The organism is Streptomyces fractus, from assembly GCF_049844455.1.
GTDB lineage: Bacteria > Actinomycetota > Actinomycetes > Streptomycetales > Streptomycetaceae > Streptomyces > Streptomyces fractus.
On sequence record NZ_JBMYHI010000002.1, the window covers coordinates 7,793,315 to 7,814,085 of the forward strand.

The following is a 20,771-nucleotide window of genomic DNA, read 5'->3' on the forward strand; positions in this document are numbered from 1 at the left end:
CGGGGTCAACAGCCGGTCAGGGCCCGCACGATGACGTCCACGGTCGTGGACGTCACCGTGCGGGCCCGCTCGCGTGCCTACCCGTCCTCGTCGGCGGAGCCGAGCGCGCCGGCCAGCGCGGAGGCCGGATCGGATGCCGCGGGCCCGGCGGGCGTCCAGCGGCCGCGCTGCTTGCGGTAGGGCCACCAGCGCCCGTCCCGGCCGAGCCGCAGTTGGGCCTGCCCGTCGGCGGTGCTCCAGCGGCCGCGGGCGGCCTTGAGTTCGGGGCGCTCGCCGTCGTCCCAGGCCGCGTCGAGCGCGGCACGCGCGCGTACCAGGCTTTCCGCGTCCGGGGTCCACTCCTCGTCCAGGACGTCGAGCGCGGCGGCGCCCCCGTACTCCCAGGCGCGCACGGCGAGCGCCAGACCCTCCCGGCCACGGCCTTCGACCTCGGCGAGCCGTGCCCTGATGTGCTGCGCGGGGGACGCGGCGGCAAGCCGTACGGCGTCCTGACGCGGCGTCTTCTCCTGGGGCGCGGCCCGCTGTTCATGTCCGGGGGACAGGGCCTCCGTGAGCAGCCGGTGCGCCTCGGCCGCCGCCTGCGCGGCCAGGAAGCCGAGCGCGTCGACGTCCGTGCCCGCGGGCGGCGGAGTCTCCGTGTCGAGCGACGGCGGCAGGCCGGGCTCGTCGGGCAGCGGTGGCGGACCAGGCAGCGGCGGCAGCACGATCGCCGACGCGTACGCCTCGGCGGCGTCCACGCCCTCGGCCTCACGGTCCTCGCGAGGGGCTTCGGGCTCGCCGCGTACGGTGCTGCGCACCTGAAGCTCGTCGAGCAGCGCGCGCTCGCCGCGCCCACGCAGCAGGAGCAGCACGAACGGATCCTGGTCCAGCAGACGGGCGAGCTGGTAGCTCAGCGCCGCCGTGTGCGCGCAGTGGTCCCAGGCGTCGCAGTCGCAGCGCGGCTCCAAGTCGCCGATCCCCGGCAGGAGTTCCACACCCGAGTCCGAGGCGTCCTCGACGAGGTGCGGCGGCATGTCGCGGTCCAGGAGCGCCGCGATGTGCCCCGCCCGTTCGGCCGCCATCGTCAGGAAGGCGTCCCACTCCTCCTCGTCCAGACACTGGAGCAGCACGTCCGAGCGGTGCGTCGCGCCGCCGCGGTCCTCCACCACGGCGGTGATGCGCCCCGGCCGGACCGACACCGCGCCCACCGCACCCGCGCGCGCGAGGCGGCGCCCCGCCTTCAGTTGCGCGTTGTCGAGCGCGGTGTCCTCCAGAGCCTTCAACCAGGCCTGACCCCACCAGGTCTGCGCGAAGGCCCGCCCGCGCGCGGGCGGCAGCGCCGCGAACGTACGCATGTCGTCTTCCATGTGGCTCATCGGGCGCCCCCTCGCAGCTCGACCAGGTCCGCCAGTTCCGCGTCGGTGAGTTCGGTCAGCGCCGCCTCACCGGAGCCGAGCACCGCGTCCGCCAACTCCTGCTTACGTAGCAGCATTTCCGCGATGCGGTCCTCGATCGTGCCCTCGGCGATCAGCCGGTGCACCTGCACCGGCCTGGTCTGCCCGATGCGGTACGCGCGGTCGGTGGCCTGCGCCTCCACGGCCGGGTTCCACCAGCGGTCGTAGTGCACGACGTGCTCCGCGCGCGTGAGGTTGAGGCCCGTGCCCGCGGCCTTCAACGAGAGCAGGAACACGGGGACCTCGCCCTCCTGGAAGCGCCGCACCATGGCCTCGCGCTCCGCGACCGGGGTGCCTCCGTGGAGGAACATCACCGGGACGCCCCGGGCGGCCAGATGCCGTTCCACAAGGCGGGCCATCTGCACGTACTGCGTGAAGACCAGCGCGCTCGCGTCCTCGGCCAGGATCGTGTCCAGGAGTTCGTCGAGGAGTTCCAGCTTCCCGGAGCGGCCGGTGATGCGCGGCTTGTCCTCCTTGAGGTACTGCGCCGGGTGGTTGCAGATCTGCTTGAGGCCGGTGAGGAGCTTGACGATCAGGCCGCGCCGCTCGAAGCCGGCCGCCCCGGCGATCTCCGCGAGCGTCTCGCGCACCACGGCCTCGTACAGGCCCGCCTGTTCGGCGGTGAGGGACACCGCGCGGTCCGTCTCGGTCTTGGGCGGCAGCTCCGGCGCGATCCCGGGATCCGACTTGCGCCGACGCAACAAGAACGGCCCGACGAGCTTGGCCAGACGCTCCGCGGCCGCCGGGTCCTTGCCGCCCTCGATCGCCTGGGCGTAGCGCGTACGGAAGGCGCCCAGGCGCCCCAGGAGGCCGGGCGTCGTCCAGTCGAGCAGTGCCCACAGCTCGGAGAGGTTGTTCTCGACCGGGGTGCCGGTGAGCGCCACACGCGCACGTGCGCCGATGGTGCGCAGCTCCTTGGCCGTCGCCGAGTAGGGGTTCTTCACGTGCTGCGCCTCGTCGGCGACGAGCATCCCCCAGGAAACGGTGGCGAGTTGCGCGGCGTCGAGGCGCATCGTGCCGTACGTGGTGAGCACGAACTCGCCGTCGGCGAGGTTCTCCAGGGAGCGCCGCCCGCCGTGGAAGCGGCGTACGGGGGTGCCGGGCGCGAACCGCTCGATCTCGCGCTGCCAGTTGCCCATCAGGGACGTCGGGCAGACCACGAGCGTCGGTCCGGCGCTCTCCGGGGAGCCCTGGCGGTGCAGGTGCAGCGCGATCAGCGTGATCGTCTTGCCGAGGCCCATGTCGTCGGCGAGGCAGGCGCCGAGGCCCAGCGAGGTCATGTGGGCGAGCCAGTTGAGTCCGCGCAGCTGGTAATCGCGCAATTCGGCGTCGAGCGCGGCCGGTTGGCCGACCGGCTCCATGCCCTCGGGGTCGGTGAGGCGGTCCCGCAGGGCCGTGAGCCAGCCCGTCGGCCGCACGTCGACCCGGCGGCCGTCGACCTCCGTCGAGCCCGTGAGAACGGCGCTCAGGGCGTCGACCGGTGTGACCTTGCGATCTTGGTGGGAGCGGGCCCGGCGGGCCTGCGCGGGGTCGATCAGCACCCACTGGTCGCGCAGCCGCACGACGGGACGGTTCGCCTCGGCGAGCACGTCCAGCTCCGCGCGGCTCAACTCCTGGTCACCGAGGGCGAACCGCCAGTCGAACGCCAGGAGGGCGTCGGCCGACAGGAACGACGGGGCGTCGGAGGCGAGCCCGTCGGGTTCCTCGCCGTCGGCCGGGCCGATCACCGCACGGGCCGTCAGCTTGCGGGCAAGCTCCTTGGGCCAGTGCACGTCGACGCCGGTCGCGGACAGCGCCCGCGCGCCCTCGCCGAGCAGCTCCGTGACCTCGTCGTCGGCCAGTTCGACGGCGTCCGGCACGGTCGCGGAGAGCAGCGGCGCGAGCGGTGTCCACGCGCGCGTGGCGCGGCGCAGCGCCAACAGCGCGTCCATCCGGGCGCGGTCGCCGAAGGCCCGCCCCGAGGCGCCGGTCCCGGCCCACACCTGTGCCGCGTCCGCGACCAGGGTGGGGTCGCTGACGCTGTGCAGCTGAAGCACCGCGCGGAACGGGACGCGGGGCTCGTCGTCCGTGAGCTGTTCGAGGCCGGGAACCTCCACGCGCAACGAGATCCGCACGCCCGCGTCGAGCCCCGCCGCGACATCCCCCGCCCAGGGCCGCAGCTCGGGCACCCGCCGCGGCTCCCGCGCCGCGAACGCCGGTCCACCGGCGGCGTGTGCCGCGGCGGGGGAGCGCGGCAGGGCATCGGCCACCGCGTCCAGGAACGCCCTCAGCAGCCGTTCCGGGGTGTGCAGGCGCGGCGGTTCGTGCCCGTCCAGCGGCACGGCGTGCGCCTCGGGCGGCATCGCGGCGGCGAGCTCCCTGACCCGGTCGAGGTCGTCGGACCCCAGCGGACCGGCGCGCCACGCGTCGTGACCTTCGGCGCTCACCCCCGGCAACAGCAGGCCACGGGCGACGAGTTGGAGCGCCAGGAGGCCGGCCGCGCCCCAGAAGGTGGCCGTCGGGTCGGCGTCCGCGGTGGCACGCGCGCGGGTTAGCACCGGCAGTGCGGCGCGCACGGGCAGGGTGACGGCCGGTACGGTCACCGGCTCCACGGCGTCCTCGCCGGGCAGCGCGAGGCGCAGCTCCGTGCGGCTACCCGCGTCCGGCAGCGGCGGCTCGCCGCCCTCGGGCCGCCAGAAGGCGACGGTCGACGTACGGGCCGGGTCGGCGGGGGTGAACACGACGCCGCAGCGCGCGAGTTCGGCGGTCTCTGATGGGGTGGGCGGAGCGGTGTGGGTGTGCTCGGAGATGGCGACGACCTCGTATTCATCAAACTTGACTACTCACCCTGGAGGCGCCGAGGGTACACCTCCCGATCCGTCGGACGCGCCTCCATATGTCGTGATCTGGATCACCTGACCCTTAAGGGTGGGGCTTACCCCCCTGTCGAGGTGGGGCGAGCCCAGGCGGTACAGGGGTGGTGGCGCCATGGTCGATCAAGGTCCGTGATCCATAGGTTCTTAGTGGTCGGGCGACGCGTAGCCCGCCGCATCGACCTCACCCACCACAGACCGGAGACCGTCATGCCCTCGGCCGTCGGAACCCTGCCGGAACCCGCCACCAGGCCGGCCTCCCCCGAAGGGGAAGCGAGTTCACGCCACTGCTGCGCGCCATCAAAGGGCAGGGGTTGCTGGAGCGGCGCACCGGCTGGTATGTGCGCACCATCGCGGTCAACGCTCTCTGCCTCGGCGCCGTCGTCACGGGCATGGCCCTCCTCGGCGGCTCGTGGTGGGTGCTCGCCCTCGCGCCGGTCCTCGCGGTGCTGTGCGCACGCACCGCCTTCGTCGGGCACGACGCGGGCCACGCCCAGATCACCGGGAACCGCTCGGTGAGCCGGCTGATCGGCCTGGTCCACGGCAATCTGCTGCTCGGTATGAGCTACTCCTGGTGGAACGACAAGCACAACCGGCACCACGCCAACCCGAACCACATCGAGAAGGACCCCGACGTCGCCGCCGACGTACTCGTCTTCACCAGCAAGCAGGCCGCCACGCGCGCGGGGTTCCGCGGCTGGCTCACCCGCCACCAGGCCTGGCTCTTCTTCCCGCTCACCCTGCTCGAGGGCCTCGCCCTGAAGATCTACGGATTCCAGGACCTGCGCCGCCAGAGCCCCCGCGAACGCCTCGTGGAGGGCGCGTTCCTGGTCGCGCACGTGGCCGGCTACGTCACACTGCTCCTCACCACCATGCCGCTCGGCCACGCGCTCGTCTTCGCGGCCCTCCACCAGGCCCTGTTCGGGCTGCACCTCGGAATGGCGTTCGCCCCCAACCACAAGGGCATGGAGATGCCGGACCCGGACGGCGACAAGTGGGGCCACCTGCGCCGCCAGGTCCTCACCTCGCGCAACATCAAGGGCGGCGTGCTGACCGACTGGTTCCTCGGCGGCCTCAACTACCAGATCGAGCACCACCTGTTCCCGAGCATGCCCCGCCCCCACCTGCGCCTCGCGCAGCCCATGGTGAAGGCCCACTGCCGCGGACTCGGCATCCCGTTCGTGGAGACAGGGCTTGTCGACTCCTACCGCCAGGCGCTGCGCCACATGTATGAAGTGGGAGAGCCGCTGCGGGCCGACATCTGACGGCCTCCCGGCCGTGCGCGGGGGCACGGAATCAGGGATGTCTCAGGGTTACGCGACGGAACTGCGGGCGACGTGGGCCCGTTTCTCACAGCAGAGGCGGGTCCGCTCCACTCAGGCGAGGGCGGGCCGCCCCGAAGGAGGCCACACATGTCGAAGAACGCGAAGATCGCCGCGGGAGGTGTGGCGGCCGGCATCATCCTGTGGATCTGGCTGCCCTGGTGGGCGTCCCTGCTCATCGTGCTGGGCGTGCCCGCCGCGGCGTACCTGATGCTCGACCCCTCGCAGCGGCGCAGGCTGCGCCGCGTCTCGCGCAAGGAAATCGGGCACTGAGGGGACATCGTGACGGCCGGAGCCGCACGGGGCGCGAACGTCCCGTGCGGCTGCGGCGGTTCACGTAGGGCGCACGGCCATCTTGTCGAGTGCTTCGAGCAGGCTCGGCAGCTCCTTGCCGCGGCCGACCGGCAGCACTTCGCCCGGTTCGTCGTCGAGGAGCACGAACGCGATGTCGTCGGTCCGCGCGACCATCGACCAGCCGGGACCGTCCGCGCGCAGCGTCCGGGCGTCGCCGGAGGCGAACGCGGAGCGCACGCGGCCCAGCGGCGGCGGCGCGTCCACGTACCCGCGCACCTCCGAGAGGACCCGCCGGACGCCCGTGTGCGTACCGCCGCCGGGCCCGGCGTCCGCGCCGTCGCCCTCCTGGGGCGCCTCGGCGTCCTCCTCCGTGGCGAACTGGGAGTCGTCGAGCTGTTCCCGCCACACGGCCCACTGAAGGGCTATCTCGTCCGCTCCCAGGCGCCGTTGGGCCGGGCCCCACGTCTCCGTGTCGGGCGGCGCCAGCGGCGGCGTGTCGGTGTCCTCGGGGTCGGGCTCGGGATCGTGCGGCGCGGGGACGCCCGGGGCGGCCACGGCGAGCGCGAGCGGCCAGCCGGGCAGCGCGGCGACCATGCTGTTCTCGTCGGGCGACAGCTCGTACTCCATGCCGCAGTCCCACGTCGCGATGGCCACGGCGACCAGCGATACGTCGTCGACCACGACGGTCCAGCGGGCGCCCTGCCCGTCCTGGCCCAGCACCAGGCCGTACCCCTCGGCCAACGGCGCGAGACCCAGGGCCTTGCAGGCCTCCGGGTAGTCGTCGCCGAGCACGCTCGGGAACTTCGCAGGCGTCAGCAACACCGCCGTCAGCACGTACAGCGCGTCGTCCCCTTCGACCGCCGCTTCGTCCACACCGGCCACGCCAGCCTCCCCTGAACTTCGTTCCACCGGCGAGACCTTAGCCAGTGTTCGATGGCGTCGTACAGGGGGGTCCGTGGTCGATGACCAGGAATTTCGCCACCAGTTGAGCTCTGGCGGCCCAGAGGTGAACAAAGTGTCGACGTCCCGTGTCCGTCATGTGCGCCCCGCACGCGTGGGTCAGCCGACGGGCAGCCCGAGCAGGGCGCGGGCGACGGTGCGCGGCGGCTCGTCGCGTTCCCGCGCGAGGGCGATGACAGCCCTGCAAGCCAGCTCGTTGACCCCGAAGGCCAGCGCACTCGGCTCGACCCAGCCCTCCGCCTCGTCGGCACGATCCTGATCGTCGTCGACGCACGCCACCACGTAGGCGGCAGCCGCCTCGAAGAGATTGTGCGCACGCTCTCTCCTGCTCGGCGCGCCGCTGTCCTCGCGCCACGTCCTCCACGCCTTGCGGACTCGTTCGATCATGGACGCCACCGTCCCCCTGCCCGTAACCGCCAACGTGTGTCGCGCAGTTGCGGCCATGGTGACAGACCCGGCCACGGAGCGGATCCCGCGCGGCGGGACTCAGTCCTCCTCCCGCACCGCGAGTGCCAGGAAGCGGTCGTCCTCGTCGGCGTACGAGGTCAGGCGCCAGCCGGCGGCGGCCAGGAGCGGGCGCAGGTTGGGCTCGGCGCGCAAGTCGTCCGGCGTGAGCGCGCGGCCGTGGCGGGCGGCGAGGGCGGCCCGGCCGATGGGGTGGAACAGCGCGAGCAGCCCGCCGGGGCGCACCACGCGCGCCAACTCGCGCAGATTCTCGGCCGGTTGCGGCAAGTGCGAAATGAGCCCGGCCCCGAACACCGCGTCCAGCACGCCCGCGCGCAGCGGCAGTCGCGCAACGTCCGTGAGCAGCAACCGCCCCTCGGCGTCCCTGCCCGCCTGCACCGCCCGCTCCAGCATGGCCGCGGTCAGGTCGGCGCCCAGGACCACCCCGGAAGGCCCCACGGCCGCGCGCAGCGGCGACAGCGCCCGCCCCGTGCCACAGCCGGCGTCGAGCACACGGCTACCGGGGCGCAGCCCCAACGCGGCCACCGCGGACGCGTAGGCCGGTCCGTCGTCGGGGAAACGGGCGTCCCAGTCGGCGGCCCTGGCCGTGAAGAACTCCTGCACACGTGTGGCGTCATCGCTCATGCGCTCCATGATTGCGCAGCACACTGACAGCGGAGACCAGGCGCGTCTTGTGACACGAGTGGGGGACACGGGATCGAAAGGTCCCTTTCTCCGTCGAAGACATCGCATGCGCGTGCGGTGCGCATGTTCGACTTTCCGGCGACCGTTTCGAACCGTATCTCCTCCGTATTCCAAAACCTTTCGAACTGCGCCCCCGTTGTGAGCCCCCACCGGCATACCGTCCCTGACTCATGGGACACCTGGACCACGCCGCCTTCGGCTGGCTTACCCCCGTGCTGTCGTACGTGATGGCCTGCATCGGCGCCGCCCTCGGACTGCGCTGCACCGTGCGCGCCCTGAACACCACGGGACGCTCACGGCGCAACTGGCTGCTCACCGCCGCATCCGCCATCGGCACCGGCATCTGGACCATGCACTTCGTCGCGATGCTCGGGTTCACCGTCACCGGCACCGAGATCCGCTACAACGTTCCACTGACCATCCTCAGCCTCGTCGTCGCGGTGACCGTCGTCGGCGTCGGCGTCTTCGTGGTCGGCCATGACCGCGGGCGCGGGCGCGCGCTGGTCCTGGGCGGCCTCACCACGGGCATCGGCGTGGCCAGCATGCACTACCTGGGGATGGCGGCCCTGCGCCTGCACGGGCAGGTCGACTACGACCCGCTGCTGGTCGCCCTCTCCGTGGTGATCGCCGTCGTCGCCGCGACCGCCGCGCTGTGGGCCGCCCTCAACATCCGGTCACCGGGCGCCGTCGCGGTCGCCTCCCTCGTCATGGGCGGCGCCGTGAGCAGCATGCACTACACCGGGATGATGGCGGTGAGCGTGCGGGTGGCCCCCTCCACGGCCGTGCTCCCCGGGGCGACAGCGATGCAGTTCATCTTCCCGCTGGCCGTGGGGCTCGGCTCCTACCTCTTCCTGACCTCGGCGTTCGTCGCGCTGTCCCCGGCCGCGGACGAAAGGGAGGCATCCATGTCGGCCCAGCGCCCGCTGGAGCACCAGACTCCCTGACCGCACCGGCACCGGCCCGGCACCCGTAGCGCGAAAGTGCCCCGACCCCGATCGAGGAGGCCATGCGCCCGCCCCGCAGAACCCCCAGCCCCGGCCCTGCGCACGAGAGTTCTGCGCCCACGCGCGGACGGCGCGCGCACGCCGGGCTGCCCGCCCACGAAGACGTCCCGGTGGACCCGGAGCCCCGCAAGGCGTCCCCCGCGCGCGGGGGAGCCGTGAACCTGCGCCCGCGTACGGTCCGGGCGAAAATCATCTGCCTCCTGATGGTGCCCGTCGTCTCGCTGCTAGCCCTGTGGGCCTTCGCCACCGTGAGCACCGCCCAGGACATCGCGCGGCTGCGGCAGTTGCAGCGGGTCGACGAGACGGTCCGCGCCCCCGTGGGTGCGGCCGTGGCCGCCCTCCAGGCCGAACGCACCGCGGCCGTCTCCTACGCCACCGAACCCACCGCCGCCCGCGGCGACGACCTCACGAGGCGCGCCGCCACCACCGACCGCGCCGTCTCCCCCCTGCGCCTCGGCACGGACGGCACGGTCGCGGACGGAGCGGACCTCCCGCGCGCGGTGGCCGGCCGACTGGAGTCGTTCGTCGGGAACGTCGAGCACCTCCGGAGCGTGCGCAAGGCCGTCCAGGAGCGGCGCACCGGCTGGGACGACGCGTACGGGCAGTACACCAGGACCGTCGACAGCGCCTTCGCGGTCAGCGGCTCACTCACCGGAATCCAGGACTCCGAACTCGGTTCCGACGCGCGCGTGCTCCTGGAGTTCGGCCGCTCCGGCGAGATGCTCGCCCGGGAGAACACGGTGCTCGTCGGCGCGCGCCTGGCCGGTTCCCTGGACGGCGAGCGGCTGCGGCTGTTCACCGGGGCGGTGGGGACCCGCGAGACCCTCATCGGCACGGCCGCGAGCGACCTGCGCGGGCCCGAACGAGCCGCCTGGCAGCACCTGGCGGCGGGCCGCGCCTACGGCGACGTACGCGCCGTCGAGGACCGCACCCTCATCGCCGAACCGGGCGGCAAGGCGCTCGCCGCCGCGTCCGCCGACTCCTGGAACACGGCGTACGCGACCGTGCAGGAGCGATTGCGCACCATCGAGACGGACGCCGCACGCGGCGCCGCGGTCCGCGCGGACCCGCTCACCCGCGGACTGCTCACCCCGGCGGGAGCGGCCGTACTGCTCGGACTCGTCGCTGTGGCGGCCTCGTTGGTGATCTCCGTACGCATCGGCCGCGGCCTCGTCGTCGAACTCGTCAGCCTGCGCAACACCGCGTTGGAGATCGCCCGCCGCAAACTGCCCGACACCATGCGCAGGCTGCGGGCAGGCGAGGAGATCGACGTGGAGGCCGAAGCACCCCAGGGCGCGCCCGCGGAGGACGAGACGGGACAGGTGTCCGAGGCGCTCACCACCGTGCACCGCGCGGCTCTGTACGCCGCCGTGGAGCGCGCCGAACTCGCCAGCGGCATCTCCGGCGTCTTCGTCAACCTCGCCCGCCGCAGCCAGGTCCTCGTCCACCGTCAACTCGGCCTCCTGGACGGCATGGAGCGCCGCGCCGACGACCCGAGCGAACTCAGCGACCTGTTCCGGCTCGACCACCTCACCACACGGATGCGGCGCCACGCGGAGAGCCTGATCATCCTCTCCGGAGCCGCGCCGGGCCGTGCCTGGCGGCAACCCGTCCCGTTGACGAACGTCGTACGGGCCGCGGTCTCCGAGATCGAGGACTACGCGCGCGTGGAGGTGCGCCACCTCTCCGCCGCCCAGGTGTCCGGCGCCGCCGTCGCCGACCTCACCCACCTCGTGGCCGAACTCGTCGAAAACGCGGCCCAGTTCTCGCCTCCGCACACCAAGGTGCGCGTCAGCGGCGAGCCCGTCGGCAACGGATACGCGATCGAGATCGAGGACCGCGGCCTCGGCATGGGCAAGGAGAGCCTCGCCGAGGCCAACCAGCGCATCGGGCACTCGGAGGCCCTCGACCTGTTCGACAGCGACCAGCTCGGCCTCTTCGTGGTCAGCCGGCTCGCCAAACGCCACGACATCAAGGTGCACCTGCGTACGTCCCCGTACGGAGGCACCACCGCCGTCGTCCTCCTGCCCACCCCCTTGCTGCACAAGGACGGCGAGGTCGGTCCCGGTGCCCCAGAGGCGCACGAACTGTCCCAGGCAGAGCGCCGCTACGCGCGCGTGCCCGAGCCCGAAGCGGGGCCGATGAACGACAGCCACCCCGTCCCCGCGCCGGTGCCCCGCCCGGCGCTCGCCCCCTCTGCGGAGCCCGAGAGCCCCCGGCACCCACCGGGCGTCACCGCGCTGCGTCTGCGCACCCCACCGGAGCCCGTGCTCCCCGAACACCCCGAACAGCCAGAGGACGACACGGCTCCACTCCCCGACGGCCTCCCACACCGCGTACGACAGGCCAGCCTCGCGCCCCAACTGCGCGAGCGGCCGGCCGAACCGATGTCCCCCGCGCGCGTACCCGCACCGGACGAGCGCACCCCCGAACAGGTCCGGGCCCGGATGGCCTCCTTCCGGGACGGCTGGGCCAGAGGCGGTGGCCGCCCGCCCGGCCCCGACATCCATGAAGGAGATCGCGCATGATCAAGGAACCGAGTATCACGGGCACGGCCCACGGTTCCGGCGAACTCGACTGGCTCCTTGATGACTTGGTGCTTCGAGTGCCCGAACTGCGGCATGCCGTGATCCTCTCCAACGACGGGCTCGCCGTCGGCTCCTCCAGCGGCCTGCGCAGGGAGGACGCCGAACACCTCTCGGCCGTCGCGTCCGGCTTCAACAGCCTCGCCAAGGGCACGGGGCGGCATTTCGGCACGGGCGGGGTGCGGCAGACCATGGTCGAGATGGATGAAGGTTTCCTCTTCGTGGCGGCCGCGGGCGACGGTTCCTGTCTCGCCGTCCTGAGCACCGGAACCGCCGATATCGGGCTCGTCGCCTACGAGATGGCCCGCCTGGTCAGAAGGGTCGGCGAGCACCTCTACACGGCCCCGAGATCCGCCGGGCAGCCGCCCACCGCGGGCTGACGGGCACGGTCGGCGACATGAACGACAACGACCCCGGAAGCCAGTGGTTCGACCAAGAGGCCGGGCCTCTGGTCCGCCCCTACGCGATGACCGGTGGACGGACCGCACCGGGGCCCCAGGGAGCGCACTTCGACCTGATCGCCCTGGTGTCGCTCGACATCGCGGCACCCGGCGCGGACGACGACACCGCACTCGGTCCCGAGCACCGGTCGATCATCGAGCTGTGCCGCACGGAGACGCAGACGGTCGCCGAACTGGCCGCTGGCACCGACGTGCCCGTGGGCGTGGTCCGTGTGCTCCTCGGCGACCTGCTCGAACTGGCCTGCGTGAAGGTCAGCAGGCCGGTGCCGCCCGCACAGCTACCTGACGAGAAGATCCTGAGAGAAGTCATCGATGGGCTCAGAGCACTCTGACACCACGGCCGGCGGCTCCAGTGCCGCACTGGCCCTGAAGATTCTGGTCGCGGGTGGATTCGGGGTGGGCAAGACCACCCTGGTCGGCGCGGTCAGCGAGATCAGACCACTGCGCACCGAGGAACGCCTGAGCGAGCTGGGCCAGCACGTGGACGACACCGGGGCGGTCGAACGCAAGACGACCACGACCGTCGCCATGGACTTCGGCCGCATCACCATCAGGTCCGGTCTGTCGCTCTACCTGTTCGGCACGCCCGGCCAGGACCGCTTCTGGTTCCTGTGGGACGAGCTCTCGCAGGGCGCGCTCGGCGCCGTGGTCCTCGCGGACACCCGGCGGCTGGAGGACTGCTTCCCCGCCGTGGACTACTTCGAGCACCGGCGCATCCCGTTCGTCGTGGCGGTGAATTGCTTCGCGGGCAGCCATGCCTTCGGAGCGCACCAGGTGGCCCGGGCCCTGGACCTCGACCGCGGGACCCCCGTGGTGCTGTGCGACGCGCGCGACCGGGACTCGGGGAAGGAGGTGCTGATCAGACTGGTCGAGTACGCCGGGCGCATGCACTCCGCCCGGCTGCTCGACTCCGTGGGATGACGGACGTGGCCGGCCTGTTCAGCCGGCCATGTCGCCCAGCGCCACGACCTTCTCGACCCGTACACGGACGACGAGTTCACCCGGCACCGCGTTGCGCCGGCCGAACTCCTCGGCGCGGTCCGCGCCCATGTACCGGCCGCCGATCCGGGTGGCCGAATCCAGCAGTTCGTCCGGGTCCTCGCTGAGCTCGGCGCGGCCCTGGATCGACACGAACGAGAACGGGGGCCGCTCGTCGTCGATACAGAGGGCGACCCGCCCGTCCCGGGCCAGGTTGCGGCCCTTGACCGTGTCCTTGCCGGTGTTGAAGACGATGTCGTCGCCGTCGAGGACGAACCAGACGGGCGCGACGTGCGGGCTCCCGTCGGCCCGCACAGTGGACAACTTGGCGGTGTGAGTGCCCTCGGAGACGAAGGCCTTCCATTGCTCATCGGTCATCTTGTGTGCCATGCGCCCATCCTCCTTGCCCGGATGCCCACCGTGGGGAAGGCTTGCGGTTGAGATCCTCCGGGCAGGGGAGCGGATCCCCTCCGGGGGCGGGGAGCCACAGGGAAGCGGGGACAGGGGATCATGGGGCAGCAGTACGAAGGACTCGATTGGCTCCTGGACGACCTGGCGCAGCGCGTCGAGCATGTGCGGCACGCTCTGGTCCTGTCCAACGACGGCCTGGTGACGGGGGCGAGCACGGGCCTGCTCCGCGAGGACGCCGAGCACCTCGCGGCGGTCTCGTCCGGACTGCACAGCCTCGCCAAGGGGTCGGGCCGGTACTTCGGCACCGGCGGAGTGCGCCAGACCATGGTCGAGTTCGACGACGCGGTGCTGTTCGTCACCGCGGCGGGCGAGGGCAGCTGCCTGTGCGTGCTCAGCGCGGCCGAGGCCGACATCGGGCAGGTCGCGTACGAGATGACGCTGCTGGTGCACCGGGTCGGCGAACATCTCACCGTCGATGTGCGAAACCCCGGGCGAGGTCCGCTCGCAGACCTCTGACCTGCGGCGATCCACGGCTCGGAAGGGTTATCCACAGGCTCGCACGGGGCGGGGTGATCCGGGCTACGGTTCTCTCGAGCGGTCACGGAGAGTGACCGCGTCTGATTCGCAGACGGGGGAGAACCATCGTGCAAGGCGACATCATGACCAGGCCTCAGAGCAGCGCGGCGCGGGAACTGGGGTTGAAACGCAGTGAGTTCGACCTCGCCGTCCGGCTGGGCCGGATCCGTACCGTCCCGGCACCGGGCGGCGGTAGGCGCCGGGTCCCGCGCGAGGAGATCGACCGCATCCGCGAGACCGAGGGGTTCCCGGACACGCTGCTCGAGCAGGTCAGGGTCGTCGGCACGGCGGAGGGCGCCGAGCTCCTGGACGTCCCGTCGTCCCGCTTCACCAGGCTGGCCCGTGTCGGGATGCTGACGCCCGCGAAATTCTACGTCAACCGGTACCGGGCCGTGGTGTGGTTGTACCTCGCGCAGGAACTCCGGGAGTTTGCGGCGGCCGAGGTCAACGGGCCGCTGCTGACGGGGCGGGCGCCCGACAGGGTGCGCGCCAGGTTGCAGGCCGGCGCGGACCTGCGGCCGAAGAACTGGCGGGCCAGGCACGCCGGTTACCTGCTCGGGCAGGCCGACAGCCCGTGGGAACGGGCGGCCGCCGTCGCCACACTCCTCGACCCGGCACAGCTCGCGGAACTCGTCACGAGCCCTTACGAGCGTGCCCACCTGCACCGGCTGCGGCCCGACACGTTCTGGTACGGAGCACCGGAGTCGCCGAACGCCGCGATCGTCCAGCACATCCTGACCGCCGACGACCCGGACGAGATCAGCTGGCTGCGCGGGACCTTGCTGCTCAACCTGGAGGAGGCCCGAAGGCAGCGCCCGGCACCACGGCCCGTCGGACACATGGAACCCGCTGCGGCGCTGCCCGGCGTCGCGCCGGAGCCCGTGGCCGCGGCGGTGGCCGTCGCGGAGCCTCCGGAGGCGAGGCCGCGGAGCCTGTGGTCCCGCCTCACCGGAAGAGGAGTCTGAACCGCCGCGCGGCCCCCGCCTGTACGTCGGCCATGATCGGACCACCGGCTCCGTGGCCGGTCAGCCCTCGAGCTTGCGGAACAGCCCCTCCTGGACCACGGAGACCAGCAGGCGGCCCTCCGTGTCGTAGATACGGCCACGGGCCAGGCCCCGGCCGCCCGTCGCGATCGGCGACTCCTGGTCGTACAGGAACCACTCATCGGCACGGAAAGGACGGTGGAACCACATGGCGTGGTCGAGCGAGGCCATGTCGAAGCCGCGCGGACCCCACAGCGGCTCGACCGGCAGCCGCACCGCGTCCAGCAGTGTCATATCGCTGGCGTAGGTGAGCGCGCAGGTGTGCACGAGCGGATCGTCGCCGAGGGGGCCCACGGCACGCATCCACACCGCGCTGCGCGGCTCGGCCGCCTCGATGTCCTCGGGCGACCAGCGCAGCCGGTCGACGTAGCGGATGTCGAAGGGCTGCCGGCGGGCCATCCGCTCCAGGGCGTCCGGCAGCGCGCCCAGGTGGCCCCGCACCTCGTCGGCGATCGTCGGCAGCGACTCCGGGTCCGGCACCTGCCGGGCCGGCGGCAACTGGTGCTCGAAGGCACCCTCTTCGGGCTTGTGGAAGGAGGCGGTGAGATTGAAGATCGTGCGACCCTGCTGCACGGCGGTGACGCGCCGCGTGGTGAACGAGCGCCCGTCGCGCATCCGCTCCACCTGGTACACGATCGGCACGCCGGGGCGGCCCGGGCGAATGAAGTACGCGTGCAGCGAGTGCACGGGGCGGTCGCCCTCGGTGGTGCGTCCCGCCGCCACCAGGGCCTGGCCCGCGACCTGCCCGCCGAAGACGCGCTGGAGGGACTCGTCCGGGCTGAGTCCGCGGAAGATGTTGACCTCGATCTGCTCCAGGTCGAGCAGGTCGACGAGCTTCTCCGCAGGATTCGTCATGGGTGGATCTCTCTCGTGTGTGCGGCCGGAGGGGACCGGCGCAGGGGCGCGGCCGGAATCTGCTGTCCGGCCGTCCTTGGAATTACAACTGACCGACGTCCGTGACCCGGACGACGGCACGGCCCTCGGCGTCGGACGCCGCGAGGTCGACCTCGGCGCTGATGCCCCAGTCGTGGTCGCCGTTCGGGTCCGCGAAGGTCTGGCGCACCTTCCACAGGCCGTGCTCCGGATCCTCCTCGATCATGAGCAGCTTGGGGCCGCGCGCGTCGGGTCCGGTGCCGAGGTCCTCGTATTCGTCCCAGTACTTGTCCATGGCGTCGCCCCAGGCGTCCGCGTTCCAGCCCGAGTCGCCGTCCATCTCGCCGAGTTCCTCGACGTTGTCGAGCGCCGCGAGCTCGACGCGGCGGAACATGGCGTTGCGGACGAGGACCCGGAAGGCGCGCGCGTTCGCCGTGACCGGCTTGACCTGGTCGGCCTTCTCCTGGGCCTCCTCGGCGGTCATCTCGCCCGGGTTGGCGAGCTGCTCCCACTCGTCCAGGAGGCTGGAGTCGACCTGGCGCACCATCTCGCCGAGCCAGGCGATCAGGTCCTCCAGATCCTCCGACTTCAGGTCGTCGGGCACTGTGTGGTCGAGCGTCTTGTACGCGCTCGCCAGGTAGCGCAGGACGATGCCCTCGGTGCGGGCGAGCTCGTAGAAGGACACGAACTCCGTGAACGTCATGGCGCGTTCGTACATGTCGCGGATCACGGACTTGGGCGACAGCGGGTGGTCGCCGACCCACGGGTGGCTCTGCCGGTAGGTGTCGTAGGCGTGGAAGAGCAGCTCCTCCAAGGGCTTCGGGTACGAGATGTCCTGGAGGCGCTCCATCCGGTCCTCGTACTCGACCCCGTCCGCCTTCATCAGCGCCACGGCCTCGCCGCGCGCCTTGTTCTGCTGGGCGTGCAGGATCTGCCGCGGATCGTCGAGCGTGGACTCCACGACGGACACCATGTCCAGGGCGTACGAGGGCGACTCCTGGTCGAGCAGGTCGAACGAGGCGAGGGCGAACGTCGACAGCGGCTGGTTCAGCGCGAAGTCCTGCTGCAGGTCGACGGTCAGGCGCACGATGCGGCCGGTCGGATCCGGTGTGTCCAGCTTCTCGACGATGCCGCCGTCCAGGAGCGAGCGGTAGATCGCGATGGCCCTGCGGATGTGCCGCAGCTGTGCCTTGCGCGGCTCGTGGTTGTCCTCGAGGAGGTGTCGCATCGCGTCGAAGGCGTTGCCCGGGCGGGCGATGACCGACAGGAGCATCGTGTGCGTGACACGGAAGCGCGACGTGAGCGGCTCCGGGTCCGAGCCGATCAGCTTCTCGAAGGTGTTCTCCGTCCAGGCGACGAACCCCTCGGGAGCCTTCTTGCGGACGACCTTGCGGCGCTTCTTGGCGTCGTCGCCCGCCTTCGCGAGGGCCTTCTCGTTCTCGATGACGTGCTCGGGCGCCTGCGCGACGACGAAGCCGGCCGTGTCGAACCCGGCGCGTCCCGCGCGGCCCGCGATCTGGTGGAACTCCCGCGCGCGCAGCGTCCGCACGCGCGTGCCGTCGTACTTGGTGAGGGCAGTGAACAGCACCGTGCGGATCGGTACGTTGACGCCGACGCCGAGGGTGTCGGTGCCGCAGATGACCTTCAACAGGCCTGCCTGGGCGAGCTTCTCCACCAGGCGGCGGTACTTCGGCAGCATGCCGGCGTGGTGCACGCCGATGCCATGGCGTACGTAACGGGACAGGTTCCGGCCGAACTTGGTGGTGAACCGGAAGTTGCCGATCAGCTCGGCGATCTGGTCCTTCTCCTCGCGCGTGCACATGTTGATGCTCATCAGCGCCTGCGCGCGCTCCACGGCCTGCGCCTGCGTGAAGTGCACGATGTAGACGGGCGCCTGCTTCGTCTCCAGGAGCTCCGTCAGCGTCTCCGTGAGCGGGGTGAGCCGGTACTCGTACGAGAGCGGGACGGGGCGCGTGGCCGAGCGGACCACCGACGTGGTCCTGCCGGTGCGGCGCGTGAGGTCCTTCTCGAACATGGAGACGTCGCCGAGCGTCGCCGACATCAGGATGAACTGCGCCTGCGGCAGCTCGAGCAGCGGAATCTGCCAGGCCCAGCCGCGGTCCCCCTCCGCGTAGAAATGGAACTCGTCCATCACGACCTGGCCGATGTCGGCTTGCGCGCCGTCGCGCAGCGCGATGGACGCGAGGACCTCGGCGGTGCAGCAGATGACGGGCGCGTCCGAGTTCACGGAGGCGTCGCCGGTCAGCATGCCGACGTTCTCCGTGCCGAAGAGCTTGCACAGCTCGAAGAACTTCTCGGACACCAGCGCCTTGATCGGCGCCGTGTAGAAGGTGACCTCGTCCCGCGCCAGCGCGGCGAAGTGCGCACCGGCGGCGATCATGGACTTGCCGGACCCGGTGGGCGTCGAAACGATCACGTTCGCGCCCGACACCACCTCGATCAGCGCCTCCTCCTGGTGGGGATAGAGGGTGAGCCCACGCTCCTCGGACCACGACTCGAAGGCGTCGTAGAGGGCGTCCGGGTCGGCGGTCTTCGGGAGCTGATCGATAAGGGTCACGGCACCATCTTGCCTGCCTTCCGGCTCGATCCGGCAATCGGATGTCCAGGCGAAGATCACGAAGGCTACGCTGGGTCGCCGACGGGGCGTCAGCACGCGCGCGGCCCTCACGGGGCAACTCGGCGCAGCAATAAGCGACATGTCGGTCCACCGCGTGCGGCCGGCACAACAGAAACAGGGGCGGAACAGAGCCATGATGGGACCGGCACACTCGCTGTCAGGAGCGGCGGCCTGGCTGGGGGTGGGGGCGGCCACCACGGCGGCCGGGTATCCGATGCCGTGGCCGGTCCTCCTCGTCGGAGCGCTGATCTGCGCGGGCGCCGCGCTCGCGCCCGACCTCGACCACAAGTCGGCGACCATCTCCGGCGCCTTCGGCCCGATCTCCCGCGGGCTCTGCGAGATCGTCGACAAACTCTCGTACGCCGTCTACAAGACCACTCGAAAGCAGGGCGACCCCCGGCGTTCGGGCGGCCACCGCACGCTCACCCATACCTGGGTCTGGGCGGTGCTGATCGGGGCGGGCACCTCGTTCGCGGCGATCACCGGCGGTCGCTGGACGGTTCTCGGGATCCTCTTCGTGCACATGGTGCTCGCCATCGAGGGCCTGCTGTGGCGGGCGGCCCGCGGTCACAGCAGCGACATTCTCGTGTGGCTGCTCGCGGCGACCAGCGCGTGGATACTCGCGGGCATCCTGGACCAGCCGGGCAATGGCTCGGACTGGCTGTTCACGGACCCCGGCCAGGAGTATCTGTGGCTGGGCCTGCCGATCGTGCTCGGCGCGCTGGTGCACGACATCGGGGACGCGCTCACCGTCTCGGGCTGCCCGATCCTGTGGCCCATCCCGATCGGCCGCAAGCGCTGGTACCCGATCGGGCCGCCCAAGCTGATGCGGTTCCGGGCCGGCAGCTGGATCGAGCTGAAGGTGCTCATGCCGGTGTTCATGCTGGCCGGCGGCGTGGGGTGTGCGGCGGCGCTGAACTTCATCTGACCCAGGGGCGGCGGCCCCGCCTTGGGCGGGCGTCGTCAGCCGGCCAGGTCCGCGGACGACCAGACGCGGCCGGTGTCGTCCACCAGGTCGACGCGGTCGATCGAGCTCGCCGCTCCGTGGGCGATCCAGGTGGCCCGCCCGGACGACGGAAGCCACCAGTGGCCCGCGTCGCGGACCGAGCCGTCCTTCAGCAGGAGCCGGCACGTGTAGTAGCCCCCGGGGCCGCCGTCCGCGATCTGCATGACCACCACAGGCCGGTCGCCGACGCGGCTGGGTTCGACCGTGCCCACCGTCGTGCCGGACCGGGTGACGAGCTCCGCCCCGTGGTCGCTCGCGGAGACGGCGGGCGGGTTCCCCCGGCCGAGGTGGCCGAGGACCGTGACGCCGGCGCCTCCCGCACACACGCCGGCGAGCACGGCCGCCGCGACGAGCAGGGCAGGCCGCCGCAGCGCGCGGCGCCGTGCGGGACGGTGCACGTCGAGGCGTTCCAGGACCCGTGCGTCGAACCCCGCCGGGGCGGCGAGTGCGGGCGCCGCGGGCAGCACAGCGTCGACGGCCGCGGAAAGGTCGTCGTACGCGGAGCGGCAGTTCGGGCACAGGGAGAGGTGGCGCAGCAGCTCGGCCTGCCCACCGGGGAGCGTGCCGAGGGCGAGGGCGACCAGCTCGTCCTCATCGGGGTGGCGTGCCATCGCGGCTCTCCTCCTTCGACGCCTCACGCAGCCTCCGCAGGCCGGTCCGGATCCGGGTCTTGGCAGTGCCGAGCGGGATGTCCTCGTGCCGGCCCACCTCCTGCGCCGTGCACCCGCCGAGCACCGCGAGCGCGACCGCGCGGGCCTGCTCGACGGGCAGGGCGCGAAGCCGTCGGACGGCGCGGTCGCTCTCGAGCGAGACCAGTGCGAGGCGTTCCGGGCTCTCGCTCTGCAACGTCATGTCGAGCAGCCGCTCCAATGTCTCGGCCAGCATCGGCACGGGCCTGCGGGCGCGTACGGCGTCGATGGCGGCGTTGCGCGTGATCGTCAGCAGCCAGGTGAGGGCCGAGGCGCGGCGGGCGTCGTAGCTGCCTGCGGCCCGCCAGGCACGGACGAACACCTCTTGGCTCACGTCCTCGGCCAGAGCGGGGTCGCGGGTGACCGACAGCGCGAGTCCGTACACCGCGTCCTGGAAGCGGCGCACGAAGGCGACGGCCGCCTGCTCGTCGCCCAGGGCGAAACCGGCGACGAGCGAGGCGTCGTCGGCGCGATCCGCCCGCGAGAACAGTTCCACG

The 20,771-nt window shown here is 71.9% G+C and carries 20 protein-coding genes; 10 read left to right on the plus strand and 10 right to left on the minus strand.

Annotated features, from left to right (window positions below; translation table 11 throughout):
* Positions 1-77: 77 nt before the first annotated feature.
* Both ACP4E5_RS37355 and ACP4E5_RS37360 read right to left on the minus strand, forming a co-directional pair.
* The gene (locus tag ACP4E5_RS37355; RefSeq protein ID WP_425836781.1) at positions 78-1,355 is read right to left on the minus strand and encodes an SWIM zinc finger family protein; all 1,278 of its coding nucleotides are present in this window, start codon (positions 1,353-1,355) and stop codon (positions 78-80) included.
* Positions 1,352-4,222 carry a DEAD/DEAH box helicase gene (locus ACP4E5_RS37360; protein WP_483030485.1) on the minus strand — a complete coding sequence of 957 codons (2,871 nt, stop codon included), beginning with the start codon at positions 4,220-4,222 and terminating at the stop codon, positions 1,352-1,354. Before ACP4E5_RS37360 ends, ACP4E5_RS37355 begins: the two co-directional genes overlap by 4 nt.
* A 377-nt stretch (positions 4,223-4,599) precedes the next feature.
* Between ACP4E5_RS37360 and ACP4E5_RS37365 the strand changes: the two genes are divergently transcribed.
* Positions 4,600-5,550, plus strand: coding sequence for a fatty acid desaturase family protein (locus tag ACP4E5_RS37365; RefSeq protein ID WP_425836787.1), 951 nt, complete (start codon positions 4,600-4,602; stop codon positions 5,548-5,550).
* Positions 5,551-5,697: 147 nt separating this feature from the next.
* Positions 5,698-5,880 (plus strand): hypothetical protein, encoded by a 183-nt coding sequence (locus tag ACP4E5_RS37370; protein ID WP_425836790.1) that lies wholly within the window; start codon positions 5,698-5,700, stop codon positions 5,878-5,880.
* A gap of 60 nt (positions 5,881-5,940) precedes the next feature.
* On the opposite strand, the gene ACP4E5_RS37375 is transcribed toward ACP4E5_RS37370, so the two are convergent.
* The 3 genes from ACP4E5_RS37375 to ACP4E5_RS37385 form a co-directional block, all read right to left on the minus strand.
* Positions 5,941-6,783: a hypothetical protein gene (locus ACP4E5_RS37375; protein WP_425836793.1), complete on the minus strand. Its 843-nt coding sequence runs from the start codon at positions 6,781-6,783 to the stop codon at positions 5,941-5,943.
* A 177-nt stretch (positions 6,784-6,960) separates the two neighbouring features.
* Entirely contained in the window at positions 6,961-7,248 is a 288-nt protein-coding gene (locus ACP4E5_RS37380; RefSeq protein ID WP_425836796.1) for a hypothetical protein, read from the minus strand.
* Between the two features lie 99 nt (positions 7,249-7,347).
* Entirely contained in the window at positions 7,348-7,950 is a 603-nt protein-coding gene (locus tag ACP4E5_RS37385; protein ID WP_425836799.1) for a class I SAM-dependent methyltransferase, read from the minus strand.
* 230 nt (positions 7,951-8,180) lie between these two features.
* On the opposite strand from ACP4E5_RS37385, the gene ACP4E5_RS37390 reads away from it, so the two are divergent.
* From ACP4E5_RS37390 to ACP4E5_RS37410, 5 genes are all read left to right on the plus strand, one after another.
* A complete protein-coding gene (locus ACP4E5_RS37390) occupies positions 8,181-8,954 on the plus strand; it encodes an MHYT domain-containing protein (RefSeq protein ID WP_425836801.1) in 774 nt (257 codons plus the stop codon).
* Positions 8,955-9,016: 62 nt separating this feature from the next.
* Entirely contained in the window at positions 9,017-11,542 is a 2,526-nt protein-coding gene (locus ACP4E5_RS37395) for a sensor histidine kinase (protein WP_425836804.1), read from the plus strand.
* Positions 11,539-11,979: a roadblock/LC7 domain-containing protein gene (locus ACP4E5_RS37400; RefSeq protein ID WP_425836807.1), complete on the plus strand. Its 441-nt coding sequence runs from the start codon at positions 11,539-11,541 to the stop codon at positions 11,977-11,979. The genes ACP4E5_RS37395 and ACP4E5_RS37400 overlap by 4 nt, the downstream gene beginning before the upstream one ends.
* 17 nt (positions 11,980-11,996) lie before the next feature.
* A complete protein-coding gene (locus ACP4E5_RS37405) occupies positions 11,997-12,392 on the plus strand; it encodes a DUF742 domain-containing protein (protein WP_425836810.1) in 396 nt (131 codons plus the stop codon).
* Entirely contained in the window at positions 12,373-12,981 is a 609-nt protein-coding gene (locus ACP4E5_RS37410; RefSeq protein WP_425836813.1) for a GTP-binding protein, read from the plus strand. Before ACP4E5_RS37405 ends, ACP4E5_RS37410 begins: the two co-directional genes overlap by 20 nt.
* Positions 12,982-12,999: 18 nt before the next feature.
* On the opposite strand, the gene ACP4E5_RS37415 is transcribed toward ACP4E5_RS37410, so the two are convergent.
* On the minus strand, positions 13,000-13,428 hold the full coding sequence (locus ACP4E5_RS37415) for a PPOX class F420-dependent oxidoreductase (RefSeq protein WP_425836816.1): 429 nt from the start codon (positions 13,426-13,428) through the stop codon (positions 13,000-13,002).
* A 120-nt stretch (positions 13,429-13,548) separates the two neighbouring features.
* Here ACP4E5_RS37415 and ACP4E5_RS37420 point away from each other — a divergent pair, with 120 nt between their 5' ends.
* Together ACP4E5_RS37420 and ACP4E5_RS37425 are read left to right on the plus strand one after the other, a co-directional pair.
* Positions 13,549-13,965, plus strand: coding sequence for a roadblock/LC7 domain-containing protein (locus tag ACP4E5_RS37420; RefSeq protein WP_425836819.1), 417 nt, complete (start codon positions 13,549-13,551; stop codon positions 13,963-13,965).
* 143 nt (positions 13,966-14,108) lie between these two features.
* Positions 14,109-14,990 carry a DUF6397 family protein gene (locus ACP4E5_RS37425; RefSeq protein WP_425836822.1) on the plus strand — a complete coding sequence of 294 codons (882 nt, stop codon included), beginning with the start codon at positions 14,109-14,111 and terminating at the stop codon, positions 14,988-14,990.
* Positions 14,991-15,050: 60 nt separating this feature from the next.
* Here the strand turns inward: ACP4E5_RS37425 and ACP4E5_RS37430 are convergent, their stop codons facing one another.
* Complete coding sequence (locus tag ACP4E5_RS37430; protein ID WP_425836825.1) at positions 15,051-15,923, minus strand: acyl-CoA thioesterase; 873 nt, start codon at positions 15,921-15,923, stop codon at positions 15,051-15,053.
* Between the two features lie 82 nt (positions 15,924-16,005).
* On the minus strand, positions 16,006-18,519 hold the full coding sequence (locus ACP4E5_RS37435) for a DEAD/DEAH box helicase (protein WP_425836828.1): 2,514 nt from the start codon (positions 18,517-18,519) through the stop codon (positions 16,006-16,008).
* Positions 18,520-18,712: 193 nt separating this feature from the next.
* On the opposite strand from ACP4E5_RS37435, the gene ACP4E5_RS37440 reads away from it, so the two are divergent.
* On the plus strand, positions 18,713-19,507 hold the full coding sequence (locus tag ACP4E5_RS37440) for a metal-dependent hydrolase (RefSeq protein WP_425836831.1): 795 nt from the start codon (positions 18,713-18,715) through the stop codon (positions 19,505-19,507).
* Positions 19,508-19,542: 35 nt separating this feature from the next.
* Here the strand turns inward: ACP4E5_RS37440 and ACP4E5_RS37445 are convergent, their stop codons facing one another.
* Together ACP4E5_RS37445 and ACP4E5_RS37450 are read right to left on the minus strand one after the other, a co-directional pair.
* Entirely contained in the window at positions 19,543-20,196 is a 654-nt protein-coding gene (locus ACP4E5_RS37445) for a cupin domain-containing protein (RefSeq protein WP_425836834.1), read from the minus strand.
* Complete coding sequence (locus tag ACP4E5_RS37450; RefSeq protein ID WP_425836837.1) at positions 20,177-20,770, minus strand: RNA polymerase sigma factor; 594 nt, start codon at positions 20,768-20,770, stop codon at positions 20,177-20,179. Before ACP4E5_RS37450 ends, ACP4E5_RS37445 begins: the two co-directional genes overlap by 20 nt.
* Position 20,771: the final 1 nt, after the last annotated feature.

What these genes read in the sequence shown, in the direction of transcription:
- ACP4E5_RS37355 (WP_425836781.1), bottom strand. Translation starts at nt 1,355, where the DNA reads ATGAGCCACATGGAAGACGACATGCGTACGTTCGCGGCGCTGCCGCCC.
- ACP4E5_RS37370 (WP_425836790.1), top strand. Translation starts at nt 5,698, where the DNA reads ATGTCGAAGAACGCGAAGATCGCCGCGGGAGGTGTGGCGGCCGGCATC.
- ACP4E5_RS37380 (WP_425836796.1), bottom strand. Translation starts at nt 7,248, where the DNA reads ATGATCGAACGAGTCCGCAAGGCGTGGAGGACGTGGCGCGAGGACAGC.
- ACP4E5_RS37385 (WP_425836799.1), bottom strand. Translation starts at nt 7,950, where the DNA reads ATGAGCGATGACGCCACACGTGTGCAGGAGTTCTTCACGGCCAGGGCC.
- ACP4E5_RS37390 (WP_425836801.1), top strand. Translation starts at nt 8,181, where the DNA reads ATGGGACACCTGGACCACGCCGCCTTCGGCTGGCTTACCCCCGTGCTG.
- ACP4E5_RS37395 (WP_425836804.1), top strand. Translation starts at nt 9,017, where the DNA reads ATGCGCCCGCCCCGCAGAACCCCCAGCCCCGGCCCTGCGCACGAGAGT.
- ACP4E5_RS37400 (WP_425836807.1), top strand. Translation starts at nt 11,539, where the DNA reads ATGATCAAGGAACCGAGTATCACGGGCACGGCCCACGGTTCCGGCGAA.
- ACP4E5_RS37405 (WP_425836810.1), top strand. Translation starts at nt 11,997, where the DNA reads ATGAACGACAACGACCCCGGAAGCCAGTGGTTCGACCAAGAGGCCGGG.
- ACP4E5_RS37410 (WP_425836813.1), top strand. Translation starts at nt 12,373, where the DNA reads ATGGGCTCAGAGCACTCTGACACCACGGCCGGCGGCTCCAGTGCCGCA.
- ACP4E5_RS37415 (WP_425836816.1), bottom strand. Translation starts at nt 13,428, where the DNA reads ATGGCACACAAGATGACCGATGAGCAATGGAAGGCCTTCGTCTCCGAG.
- ACP4E5_RS37420 (WP_425836819.1), top strand. Translation starts at nt 13,549, where the DNA reads ATGGGGCAGCAGTACGAAGGACTCGATTGGCTCCTGGACGACCTGGCG.
- ACP4E5_RS37425 (WP_425836822.1), top strand. Translation starts at nt 14,109, where the DNA reads ATGACCAGGCCTCAGAGCAGCGCGGCGCGGGAACTGGGGTTGAAACGC.
- ACP4E5_RS37430 (WP_425836825.1), bottom strand. Translation starts at nt 15,923, where the DNA reads ATGACGAATCCTGCGGAGAAGCTCGTCGACCTGCTCGACCTGGAGCAG.
- ACP4E5_RS37440 (WP_425836831.1), top strand. Translation starts at nt 18,713, where the DNA reads ATGATGGGACCGGCACACTCGCTGTCAGGAGCGGCGGCCTGGCTGGGG.
- ACP4E5_RS37445 (WP_425836834.1), bottom strand. Translation starts at nt 20,196, where the DNA reads ATGGCACGCCACCCCGATGAGGACGAGCTGGTCGCCCTCGCCCTCGGC.